Source organism: Sinorhizobium sp. Y406 (assembly GCF_058732025.1).
Map to the genome: position 1 here is coordinate 561,159 of NZ_CM178975.1, position 11,833 is coordinate 572,991.

Genomic DNA, 11,833 nt, shown 5'->3' on the forward strand with positions numbered 1-11,833 from the left:
CTTAATGCTCGGTTGACAAGGCTCGGGGAAGGTTGGAAGAGTGATGCTCACTCGAAGCGGGCAGCCTTGGGAGGACATCATGTCTGTGCGCGCGTTTCTCGGCCTTTCCACCCTTCTTCTCGCGCTTGTCTCGCTTGGAACGCCCGCAGCGGCGGCTGAGACGGAACGCGAGATCGAAATTGTCAACGACGCCGACTATTTCGGCTTCGACCTGCGCACGGAGCAGAACGTCTCTCTCGACGAATGCCAGAGCGCCTGCATCGCCGACCGCTCCTGCCGCGCCTTCACCTACAATCCCAAGGCGAAGTGGTGCTTCCTCAAGTCCGACTTCAATCAGTTGAACGCGTTCCAGGGTGCGATCGCCGGAAAAATCCTGGAGACCGCGAGCGGCGAGCGCGATATCGGCGCCCCGCCACGCCTCTCCTTCGTCTCTGACGACCTCTTGCGGCAGGCGCGCGAGGTCAAGGCGGGCCTCGCCTTGACCGACGATCAACTCGGTTTCGGCGTCAATGGCCTGATCGAAACGGCGCGCGGCGAGTTGACAGCTGGCAACTTCATGGGCGCCCTCAAAGCCTTTCGCGGCGCCCTGGCGATCAGCCCGGACGATGCTCAGCTGTGGCTCGAAACGGCCCGCGCCGCGAACCGCTTCACCGGCGGCATGGACCTGGCGAGCGAGGCGGCGCTCGCCGCGCTCAACGGCTATCAGCTGACGCGCACGACGGAAAGCCGCGCCGATGCACTCGCCGTTCTCGCCCAGGCGCTCGAGAACCTGCAGAACTACCGCGCCGCGCTCGGCGCCTACAAGGCGAGCCTCGAGCTCGTGCAGGCGAAGACCGTCGAGACAGCCTATCTCGATCTCAGGGCAAGGCAGGGTTTCCGGGTCACCGGCCACACCATCGACGCGGACAGCGCCAGCCCGCGCGCCTGCGTTCAATTTTCCGAACAGCTGTTGAAGAACGGTCCGGACTACGCCTCCTTCGTGACGCTCGACGGCACCACGCCGAAGGCCGTAGAGGCCAAGGGCAGCGAGATTTGCGTCGAGGGTCTGGCGCATGGCAAGCGGTACAAGCTGGCGCTCCGCACCGGCCTGCCCTCCGCCGTCGACGAGATCATCGAAACCCCCGTGAGCCTCGACATCTATGTGAAGGATCGGGCACCGATGGTGCGCTTTACCGGCGACAGCTTCGTGCTGCCGTCGACGGCGCGGCGCGGCATTCCGATCGTGTCGGTGAATACTGAAAGCGCCAATCTCAAGCTTTACCGCATCGGCGACCGCAGCATCGCGTCGCTGCTTGCCGGTTCTCAATTCCTGGTCCAGCTCGACGGTTATAGCGCAGACCGCATCGCGGCCGACAATGGCGAACTCGTCTGGCAGGGCAGCATCGACGTCGAGACCGACCTCAACAGAGAAGTGGTGACGAGTTTGCCGGTCGACGAGGTGCTGCCCGAACGCAAGCCGGGCGTCTATGTGCTCACCGCAGTCTCCGCCACGGGCCTGACCCAGGAATGGGATGCCCGCGCCACGCAATGGTTCATCGTCTCCGACATCGGCGTCTCCACCTTCGCCGGCACAGATGGGCTCTCGGTCTTCGTGCGTTCGCTGGCCAGCGCCAAGCCGCTCGCCGGCGTCGAACTGCAGCTCGTCGCAAGGAACAACGAGGTGCTCGGAACCGCCGTCACCGATGCGGATGGGCGCGCTGCCTTCGACGCCGGGCTGATCCGCGGCACCGCCAGCATGGTGCCGGCCGTCATCACCGCCCGCAAAGGTGATGGCGACTATGTCTTCCTGGACATGACGCGCGCCGGCTTCGATCTTTCCGACCGCGGCGTTACCGGCAGGCCGGCACCGGGGACGATCGACATATTCGCCTGGACCGAACGCGGCATCTATCGCGCCGGCGAGACGGTGCATGCCGCAGCGCTTGCGCGCGACGTCGATGCCCAGGCGATCGAGGATCTGCCGCTCACCTTCGTCTTCCTGCGGCCCGATGGGGTCGAGGACCGGCGACTGGTCAGCAATGGCGGCAAGCTTGGAGGCCACACGCTCGACCTGCCGCTCACCGAAAACGCCATGCGCGGCACCTGGACCATGCAGATCTTCACCGATCCCAAGGGTTCGGCCATGGGCGAAAAGCAGTTTCTCGTCGACGATTTCGTGCCGGACCGGACCGAATTCGACCTGACGAGCGACGCCAGGGAGATCGAACTCGGAACACCGATAGAGGTCGCCGTCGACGGCCGTTTCCTCTACGGCGCGCCGGCCGCGGGCCTCACGCTCGAGGGCGAGGTGTCGGTCAAGCCGACGCGGGAAAGCGAGGCCTTCAAGGGATATTTCTTCGGCTTTGCCGATGAGGAGACGGGCGAAGAAGCACGCGCGCCGATCGAGGGGCTCGAACCGCTCGACGCTGACGGGCGAGCCGTCTTCGACGTCGATCTTGGCGAAGTGCCCGCGACAACCCAGCTGCTGAACGCCAAAGTCACCGTGCGCATGCGCGAGGGCGGTGGACGGGCAATCGAGCGCTCGCTCACGCTGCCGGTGAGGCCGCAGGGCGCGATGATCGGCATCATGCCGGAATTTACCGGTGACCTTGCCGAAAATTCGGTCGGCAAATTCCACGTAATCGCGGTTGGTCCGGATGGCGCCAAGATCGCAATGCCTGGCCTCCTCTGGCGGTTGTTTAGCGTCGAGCGGAACTATCAGTGGTATCGCGAGGGCACCGCCTGGAAATACGAGCCGATCATCTCCACCAAGCAGGTGGCGAACGGCACGCTCGACGCGACCGAGAACGGCGGCGAGATCTCGGTACCGGTCGGCTGGGGCCGCTACAGGCTCGAGATCGAAGCGGCAGCCGTTGATGGACCCGCTTCGAGCGTCGAGTTCGACGCCGGCTGGTATGTCGAGGCCGCCTCGACCGAGACCCCTGACGGGCTCGAGATCGCCCTCGACAAGGAGAATTATGCGATCGGCGAGACCGCAAAGCTCAAGGTCTCGCCACGCTTTGCCGGCGAATTGCTGGTAACCGTCGGCACGGAAAGGCTGATCGCGACAAAGTCGGCGACGATTGCCGGGGCGGGTGGCGAGGTGGACCTGCCGGTCACCGCCGAATGGGGTGCAGGCGCCTATGTCACCGCGACCCTCTATCGGCCGGGCGATGCTCAGGAAAGCCGGATGCCGATGCGCGCAATCGGCATCAAGTGGCTCGCCGTCGATCCGGCCGGGCGCAAGCTCGCAGTCAGCCTCGACACGCCCGAGAAGGCGATGCCGCGCCGGCCGCTCGGTATCGGCCTCAAGGTCGAAGGTGCCGGCGCCGGGGAAGACGCCTATGTCACGGTCGCCGCCGTCGACGTCGGCATTCTCAATCTCACGCGCTACGAGACGCCCGATCCCGATGGCTGGTATTTCGGCCAGAGGCGGCTCGGCCTGGAAATCCGCGATTTCTACGGCCGGCTGATCGACGGATCCCTTGGCGCGACCGGACGACTGCGCACCGGCGGCGACGGCGGACAAATGGCGCTGCAGGCGAGTCCACCCACTGAAAAGCTCGTCGCTTTCTTCTCCGGACCGGTGAAACTCGATGCGGATGGCAGGGCAGACGTCAGCTTCGACATTCCGCAGTTCAACGGTACCGCGCGTGTCATGGCCGTCGCCTGGACGAAGGCCGGCGTCGGGCACGCGTCAACGGACGTAGTGATCCGCGACCCGGTGGTCGTGACTGCCAGCCTGCCGAAATTCCTTGCACCCGGAGACCGGGCGGAACTCAGACTCGACGTCGCCAATACGGACGGACTGCCCGGCGATTATCAGTTGCAGGTGGCGACAAACGGACCGCTCACCGTCGAGCAGCTGACAGCCGACACCCTCCGGCTCGAGGCCGGAGGCCGATCCACCCTCACCCTGCCGATCGAGGGCCAATATCCAGGCGAGGGCCTTGTCACGGTGGCGCTCAAGGACGCTGCAGGCCAATCGCTCGAACAGGTTCTGCATGTTCCGGTTCGCCCGGCTGCGTTACCCGTCGCCCAGCGGCAGGTGGTGTCGATCGCCGCCGGCAGCAGCTTGACCATAGACGATCAGCTGCTCGCAGACAGCGTGCTGCAGGGCGCCTCCGTCAGCCTCAATGTGACCCGCTCGGCTACTTTCGACATCCCTGCGCTCCTAATGACGCTCGACCGCTACCCCTATGGCTGCGCCGAGCAGACCACGAGCCGCGCCCTGCCGCTCCTCTATTTGAGCGAGCTTTCGAAACAGTCCGGCCTCCCTGAGGACGAAGGCGTGGGCAAGCGCGTTCAGGAAGCAATATACCGGGTGTTGTCCTATCAGTCCTCTTCGGGGAGCTTCGGGCTGTGGGGTCCGGGTTACGGCGACCTGTGGCTCGACGCTTATGTCACCGACTTCTTGACCCGCGCGCGCGAGCAGAAATACGAAGTCCCCGAGCAGGCGATGGTTCAGGCGCTGGAAAACCTGCAGAACGCCTTGAGCTACGAGACCAATGTCCAGGAGCGTGGAAACGAGATCGCCTATGCCCTCTATGTGCTTGCGCGCAACCGCAAGGCAGCGATCAGCGATCTGCGCTATTACGCCGACACGATGCTGAACGACTTCCCGACGCCGCTTGCCAAGGCCCATATCGCCGCGGCGCTTGCGCTCTATGGCGATGCCCAGCGCTCGCAGGACATCTTCGCGGCGGCCGTCAACATGTCGACTGGCCTCATCAATGTCAGCCTCGCCCGCTCGGACTACGGCTCCTCATTGCGCGACGATGCTGCGGTGCTGGCGCTTGCGGCCGAAAGCCGGCCAGTCCCGCCGATCATTCCCGAGCTTTCGAGGATCGTCGCCAGAAAATGGCAAGAGGCGAAATATACCAGCACGCAGGAGCAGACCTGGATGCTGCTCGCCGCGCGCGCCATCGAGGGCGGCGACGAAGACATGCGGTTGGAAGTGAACGGCGCCCAACGCTCCGGCAGCTATGCCGCCCGCATCGGCGGAGATGCCCTGATGACCCATCCGGTGGTGATCCGAAACAATGGATCCGATGCCGTTTCCGCCGTGGTGACGACCGTGGCGGCCCCCGCCCAACCGCTTTCGGCGGGCGGCGACGGCTTCTCCATCGAGCGAACCTATTACACGCTCGACGGGGCGGAGGCGAATGTCAGCGAGGCTCGGCAGAACGAGCGCTACGTGGCCGTGCTCAAAGTCACCGAAAGCAATGCGTGGCCGTCGCGCGTGCTGATCACCGACCTGCTGCCGGCCGGATTCGAGATCGACAATCCGAGCCTCGTCGACAGCGCGCAGCTTTCGAACTTTGAGTGGATCGGCGCGGTGGAAGCCGCCCATACGGAGTTCCGCAGCGACCGCTTCTTGGCGGCCTTTGATCGCGCGGCCGGTGACAATCGGGAAATCACGCTTGCCTATGTCGTACGCGCCGTGACGCCCGGTATCTATGACCACCCCGCCGCAAGCGTCGAGGACATGTATCGACCACAATTCTCGGCGCGCACGGCGACCGGTCGCATGGAGGTTCTGGCAGCCCGGTAGGAAGCGAGATGTCGCTCTTGTGGAGGCACTTTGTTAGCTTGACAAGGCGGTTGCGTCGGCGATGGCGCGCGACATTCGCCATTTCGCGGCGCCCCCGACTTTTTCGAGCGCTCGCCCTGATCGTGCTGCCAAGCAGCCTCGTCGTTGCATTGGCGGTCCTCGTGCTCACCTGGGCGGACAGGGCTTTTCCACCGCCAATTGAGCAGGCTCGGGTCTTTTCGCGCGAGGTGCTCGACAAAGACGGACATTTGCTGCGCGCCTTTGCCACCAAGGACGGCCTCTGGCGGCTGAAGACCACCGTCCAGGATGTCGACCCGCGTTTCGTCGAGATGCTGATCGCCTATGAGGACCAGCGTTTTCGCGAACACCGCGGCGTCGACCTCCTGGCGCTTGGGCGGGCGGCGTTGCAATTCTTAACGAACGGCCGGATCGTATCCGGGGCCTCGACGCTCTCCATGCAGGTGGCGCGGCTGATCGAACCGCGCGAGAGCCGCACGCTTGCGGCTAAGCTCAGGCAGGTCGCCCGTGCAATCCAGATCGAGCGACGGCTCAGCAAGGATCAAATTCTCGATCTCTATCTCACCCATGCGCCCTATGGCGGCAATCTCGAGGGCGCGCGCGCGGCAAGCCTCGCCTGGTTCGGCAAGGAGCCGCGCCGGCTTTCGGTCGCCGAATCCGCGCTCCTCGTCGCCCTGCCCCAGCTTCCGGAAAAACGCCGGCCGGACCGCAACGTCGCGGCCGCTGAAGCGGCTCGCCAACGGGTGCTGACCCGCATGGCCGTCGCCAAGGTCCTTGGCGAAGGCGAGGCCGAGCGCGCCGCATCGGCGCCCCTTCCAAACCGCCGCCTCCAGCTTCCGGCCTATGCGGCGCATCTGGCCGAGGCGGCACTTCGAAAGGAACCGAAGGCACTTCGGCATCACACGACGCTTCGCCGCGACATCCAGCACGGGCTGGAAAGCGTCGCTCGCGAGGGTGCAACGAGACTGGGCCCGAAGGTCTCGGTCGCAATGGTCATGGCCGATATCCGAACCGGTGAGATCGTCGGAGAAGTCGGCTCGGCCGATTATTTCGACGCCAGTCGCTCCGGCTGGATCGACATGTCGCGGATCACGCGCTCGCCGGGCTCGACCTTGAAGCCTTTCATTTACGGACTTGCCTTCGAAGAGGGGCTGGTTGCCCAGGAAACGATCATCGAGGACCGGCCGGCGGATTTCTTCGGCTATCGGCCGCGCAATTTCGACATGAGCTACCAGGGCGATGTCAGCATTCGCCAGGCGCTGCAGCTCTCCCTCAACGTGCCGGCAATCCGGCTCCTCGACGCCATCGGCCCTGCGCGGCTGATGGTGCGTTTCCGCAGGGCGGATGTGCGTCTCGCCCTTCCGCCAAACGAAGCACCGGGGCTCGCAATCGGCCTCGGCGGCGCCGGCATCACGCTTCGCGACCTCGTCCAGCTCTATGCGGGGCTTGCCAATCGCGGCTGGCCGGTTCGCCTCGGCGACGGCGTCGAGGGCAAGGCAGGCCTGATCGACGGCGAGCCGCTGCTGTCCAACGTCGCCGCGTGGCATGTTGCCGACATTCTCTCCGGCGTACTGCCGCCGGCGGGCAATCGTCAACGGGGCATCGCCTATAAGACGGGCACCAGCTATGGCTATCGCGATGCCTGGTCCATCGGCTTCGACGGCCGCTACGTGCTCGGGGTTTGGGTCGGCCGGCCCGACAATGGTGCCGTGCCCGGACTAACCGGTTATGGTGCAGCGGCGCCGATCCTGTTTGCGGCCTTCGCCAAAGCCGGCATTCCGGTGACTCCGTTGCCAGACCCGCCGGCCGGCGCCCTTCGCATCTCTCAGGCCGAGCTGCCGGTCGGCCAGCGGCGCTTTTCGACAACCGCAAGCGGATTGCCTCAATCATCGATCCGGGAAGCGGCCCCAACGATTGTCTTTCCGCCGGAGGGCGCGCGGGTGGAGCTCGGCGCCAGGGCCGGCGAAACGATCATGCCTCTCACACTGAAGCTGCAGGGCGGCCGCGCACCCTTCCGCTGGCTGGTGAATGGCCGGCCGCTGCCGGAGATGACGCGTCGGAGAGTGAGCCAGTGGAGTCCGGACGGTGGCGGCTATTCGACGCTGACCGTGATCGACTCGTTGGGACGCGCGGCCACCGTTCGCGTGTTCGTCGATTAGGCGAGCACCTATGCCGCGCGTTTATCACACGCGCGAAGGCCGGCATGCGGTGCCGCACACCGGACCGATGATGCCCTTCAGGCCGACAGGATGGACTTTGGCTCGGTGCCTTGTGGCTTGCGCGCCGGCGCCGCCATGACCAGCGGCATTCCCGCTTCGAGGCAGGCGGCAATAAAGGCCTCCCGCGCCACGGCTGCGGGCGTCATGCGGTTGAGCGCCCGCCGGCAGGTGCGCACGGCCCGCTCATAGCGCTCGCCCTTGCGAAGCGGCCACTCGTTCTCGAGGAAGTCGAGCGCCTCGTAGACGGAGCCGAAAGTGCGCGTCAGGCCATTCGAAAGGCGGACGGTGAGAGGGATCGTCCAGGGAATCTCGTTGAGAAGCATTTTTCCTCCTTTCCACGCCATAATGGGTTGCTGCGCAACAGATATTGGGGGCCGAAAGGCAAATTCAAGAAGCTCCGGACATCGCGCAGCGCAGCGATCTGCGCCGGGTTTTCGCTAGCCCGCGAGATGCATTTTGGCAGGTCATTTTGCCCCTGCATCAGCCGCTTTCTCCCCCTTGAATCGCCTCCAGGACTGACTAAATCCAGTGCATGAGTTGCCTGTTAAAGGGACTCGCCTGTCGAGGAGCGCCAGCCTCTTCGGCGCTTCTCGTGTCCATGTTGCTCAAGGAGGATATGGCTATGAGGACAAGCTTCGACTTCTCACCCCTGTCGCGCTCCAGCGTCGGCTTCGATCATCTCTTCGACCTGCTGGATTCGGCAAGCCGTACGGCCCCGAACGATAACTGGCCGCCCTACGACATCATGCGCGTCGGCGAAAACGAATATCGCATCGCAATGTCCGTTGCCGGATTTGCACCGGAGGAAATCACCATCACGCATGAGCAGCAGTTGCTGACGGTCCGCGGTGAAACCGCCGGCGAGAACGACGCCGAATACCTCTACCGAGGCATTGCTACGCGCAATTTCGAGCGCCGCTTCCAGCTCGCCGACTACGTGACGGTCACCGGCGCCAAACTCGCCAACGGTTTGCTTTCGATCGATCTTGTCCGCGAGCTTCCGGAACGGATGAAGCCGCGCCGCATCGAGATCCACCAGGCCGACACACCCACCACGACCAAGAAGCAGATCGAGGGCGAAAAGAACGCTGCGTAGGATGGTCAGGACCAACTGCTGTCGCAGCGCGATCATTGCAACCACAAAGGGCGGGATGGAAACCGCTGGGGGCTCCTTCCCGCCTCATCGGCACGGAAAGGAACTGAAAGATGAATGTACGTGAACTGATCCCCTGGGGTCGCGGACAGACCCCTGCAACCTATCGCAACGAAGACCGCAACCCGTTCTTGGCACTCCACCGGGAAATGAACAGGCTGTTCGATGACGTCTTCCGCGGCCTCGATACGCGCCTTCCCCAGAGCGCGTTCTCCAGCTTTGGCGGCGGCTGGCCGAGCGTCGAGGTCACCGACGGCGAGAAGGAGATCAAGGTGACGGCGGAATTGCCCGGGCTCGAGGAGAAGGATGTCGAACTGACCCTTACCGACGACGTGCTGACCGTAAGAGGCGAAAAACGGGCCGAAACAGAAGACACCGAGCATCAGTTTTCCGAGCGCTTCTACGGCCGCTTCGAGCGCCGCATTCCGCTAGGATACGAGATCGACGAAGGCAGGGTGAGCGCGAACTTCAGGAACGGCGTCCTGACAGTCACGCTTCCCAAAAGCGAGCAAGGCCAGTCCAAGGCGAAGCGTATCGCCATCAACAGCCAGTAGGCGGACATGCCATGGCGTACCTGCCGGCGCCAACCCGCGCCGGCAGGCCGCTCGCCGTGCGATCAGGCCCGATTTCCAATGCATTAGCACTCTTATACCAAGAGTGCTAAAATCCCGCTCCAGCCCTCTTGAAATCATTTCCCGGCAAAACCAGATCACTTTTGCCGAGCGCTCGCAGGAGGGCTGCCCCGCCGGATTCCTCCGGCGGACGCGTTTGCTCGGCTCTCCCGATGCATGCCGACCAGCCGTTCCCCGGGTCAGCGTGGATGGGAACCAGGAACTTGAGGAGGAAGAGATGACATTCCAACCGCTCCACGATCGAATTCTTGTGCGCCGCCTATTGTCCGAAGAAAAAACCAAGGGCGGCATCATTATTCCCGATACCGCCAAGGAAAAACCGCAGGAAGGCGAAGTGATCGCCGCCGGCCCCGGCGCCCGCAACGAGCAGGGCCAGGTCGTCGCCTTGGACGTGAAGGTCGGGGACCGGGTTCTTTTCGGCAAATGGTCCGGCACGGAGATCAAGATCGACGGCGAGGACCTGCTGATCCTGAAGGAAGCCGACGTACTTGGCGTCATCGAGGATTCGGGCACTGAACGGAAGGTCGCCTAGCGCATCGGCGCAGCGTGCCCTGTGTGCCAGGAGGAACGCCCGGCGCTGCAGGCACCGGCATCAATCGAAACTTGCAGTCTGAGAAGGAGTGAACCATGGCTGCCAAAGACGTTAGATTTCATTCCGACGCCCGCGAACGCATGTTGCGCGGCGTGGACATGCTGGCCAATGCCGTGAAGGTGACGCTTGGCCCCAAGGGGCGAAACGTGGTGATCGACAAGTCGTTCGGCGCACCGCGGATTACCAAGGACGGCGTCTCCGTCGCCAAGGAGATCGAACTCGAGGACAAGTTCGAGAACATGGGGGCGCAGATGCTGCGCGAGGTCGCCTCGCGGACGAGCGAGATTGCCGGGGACGGGACGACGACCGCGACAGTCCTCGCCCAGGCCATCGTTCGGGAAGGAGCCAAGGCCGTTATCTCCGGCATGAACCCGATGGATCTGAAGCGCGGCATCGATCTCGCCGTCGATGCGCTCGTCTCCGAGTTGAGGACCAAGGCGCGCCAGGTCTCCAAGAATGAGGAGATCGCGCAGGTCGGCACGATCTCGGCCAACGGTGACGCGGAAATCGGCCGCTATCTCGCCGAGGCGATGGAACGGGTCGGCAACGAGGGCGTCATCACCGTCGAGGAGGCCAAGACCGCCGAAACCGAGCTCGAAGTCGTCGAGGGCATGCAGTTCGACCGCGGCTACATCTCGCCCTACTTCGTCACAAATCAGGACAAGATGCGGGCGGAGTTCGAGGATCCCTACATTCTCATCCACGAGAAGAAGCTCTCCAATCTGCAAGCGATGCTGCCAGTGCTCGAAGCCGTCGTCCAATCCGGCAAACCGCTGCTGATCATCGCCGAAGATGTCGAGGGCGAAGCGCTCGCCACCCTGGTCGTCAACAAGCTGCGCGGCGGCTTGAAGGTGGCAGCCGTGAAGGCGCCGGGTTTTGGCGATCGCCGCAAGGCCATGCTCGAGGACATTGCCGTCCTGACGGGCGGCTCGGTCATCTCCGAAGATCTCGGCATCAAGCTGGAGAGCGTGACGCTCGACATGCTCGGCCGCGCCAAAAAGGTCTCGATCGAGAAGGAAAACACGACGATCGTCAACGGCGCCGGTGCAAAGGCCGACATCGATGGCCGCATTGCCCAGATCAAGGCGCAGATCGAGGAAACGACCTCCGACTACGATCGCGAGAAGCTGCAGGAGCGGCTTGCGAAACTTGCCGGGGGCGTCGCGGTGATCCGCGTCGGCGGATCGACGGAAGTCGAGGTCAAGGAACGCAAGGATCGCGTCGACGACGCGTTGCATGCGACGCGCGCGGCCGTCGAGGAGGGCATCCTGCCCGGTGGCGGCGTGGCGTTGCTGCGCTCGGTCGGCGTGCTCGGGAACGTCAAGACGGCCAATGACGACCAGCGTGTCGGGGTCGAGATTGTTCGACGCGCCATCGAAGTTCCTGTCCGGCAGATCGCCGAGAATGCCGGCGCCGAGGGGTCGATCATCGTCGGCAAGCTGCGCGAGAAGACGAATTTCTCCTGGGGCTGGAACGCCCAGACCGGAGAATATGGCGACCTCTTCGCAATGGGCGTCATCGACCCCGCCAAGGTGGTCCGCACTGCGCTCCAGGATGCCGCGTCGATTGCCGGCCTTCTGGTGACTACCGAAGCAATGATCGCCGAGAAGCCGAAGAAGGAGGCCCCTCCCCCGATGCCACCCGGCGGAATGGACTTCTGATAGCGCCTCTGCGAACAGATCCTTG

7 protein-coding genes are annotated in these 11,833 nt (G+C 64.1%); 6 read left to right on the top strand and 1 reads right to left on the bottom strand.

Annotated features, from left to right (window positions below; translation table 11 throughout):
• The first annotated feature begins 79 nt into the window (after positions 1–79).
• Together AC4P1R_RS19575 and pbpC are read left to right on the top strand one after the other, a co-directional pair.
• Complete coding sequence (locus AC4P1R_RS19575) at positions 80–5,533, top strand: alpha-2-macroglobulin family protein (RefSeq protein WP_492178506.1); 5,454 nt, start codon at positions 80–82, stop codon at positions 5,531–5,533.
• Between the two features lie 125 nt (positions 5,534–5,658).
• Positions 5,659–7,710 carry a penicillin-binding protein 1C gene (pbpC, locus tag AC4P1R_RS19580; protein WP_151613965.1) on the top strand — a complete coding sequence of 684 codons (2,052 nt, stop codon included), beginning with the start codon at positions 5,659–5,661 and terminating at the stop codon, positions 7,708–7,710.
• Between the two features lie 77 nt (positions 7,711–7,787).
• Here pbpC and AC4P1R_RS19585 read toward each other — a convergent pair whose 3' ends face one another.
• Positions 7,788–8,093 (bottom strand): DUF982 domain-containing protein, encoded by a 306-nt coding sequence (locus tag AC4P1R_RS19585; protein WP_069456960.1) that lies wholly within the window; start codon positions 8,091–8,093, stop codon positions 7,788–7,790.
• A 299-nt stretch (positions 8,094–8,392) separates the two neighbouring features.
• Between AC4P1R_RS19585 and AC4P1R_RS19590 the strand changes: the two genes are divergently transcribed.
• The 4 genes from AC4P1R_RS19590 (at position 8,393) to groL (ending at position 11,808) form a co-directional block, all read left to right on the top strand.
• On the top strand, positions 8,393–8,866 hold the full coding sequence (locus AC4P1R_RS19590) for an Hsp20 family protein (protein ID WP_106407751.1): 474 nt from the start codon (positions 8,393–8,395) through the stop codon (positions 8,864–8,866).
• A gap of 110 nt (positions 8,867–8,976) precedes the next feature.
• Positions 8,977–9,477 carry an Hsp20/alpha crystallin family protein gene (locus tag AC4P1R_RS19595; RefSeq protein ID WP_151613699.1) on the top strand — a complete coding sequence of 167 codons (501 nt, stop codon included), beginning with the start codon at positions 8,977–8,979 and terminating at the stop codon, positions 9,475–9,477.
• A 295-nt stretch (positions 9,478–9,772) separates the two neighbouring features.
• A complete protein-coding gene (locus AC4P1R_RS19600) occupies positions 9,773–10,087 on the top strand; it encodes a co-chaperone GroES (RefSeq protein WP_069456963.1) in 315 nt (104 codons plus the stop codon).
• A 95-nt stretch (positions 10,088–10,182) separates the two neighbouring features.
• On the top strand, positions 10,183–11,808 hold the full coding sequence (gene groL / locus AC4P1R_RS19605) for a chaperonin GroEL (protein ID WP_151613700.1): 1,626 nt from the start codon (positions 10,183–10,185) through the stop codon (positions 11,806–11,808).
• Positions 11,809–11,833: the final 25 nt, after the last annotated feature.